Genomic DNA, 272 nt, shown 5'->3' with positions numbered 1-272 from the left:
GCCAGGCCATGCGCTGGCGCAGCCCGCCCTGGCGCATCAGAACGTGCCGCGCAGCGTCAGCATGGCATTGCGAGGATCGCCATAGTGCACGCCGTTGACCATGTTGCCGATGGCGCTGTAGTAAGTCTTGTCGAAGATGTTGTTGAGGTTGAGCGTGGCGGCCCAGTTGCGGTTGATCTGGTACTTGGCGTAGGCGTTCCACACTGCGCGGCCGCTGGCCTTGGCGGTGAGCGCGCCGATCTGACGCGACTGCCCGCTCCGCACGTTGACCC

Annotated in this window: 1 pseudogene; it reads right to left on the bottom strand. The window is 65.1% G+C overall.

The window, feature by feature from the left end:
• Positions 1-36 precede the first annotated feature (36 nt).
• A pseudogene (locus SB771_RS34500) lies at positions 37-272 on the bottom strand (TonB-dependent receptor); the annotation flags it as partial.

Origin of the sequence: Burkholderia sp. SIMBA_051 (assembly GCF_046534915.1) — a bacterium.
Lineage (GTDB): Bacteria > Pseudomonadota > Gammaproteobacteria > Burkholderiales > Burkholderiaceae > Burkholderia > Burkholderia ambifaria.
This window is presented reverse-complemented; position numbering and strand designations above follow the sequence as displayed.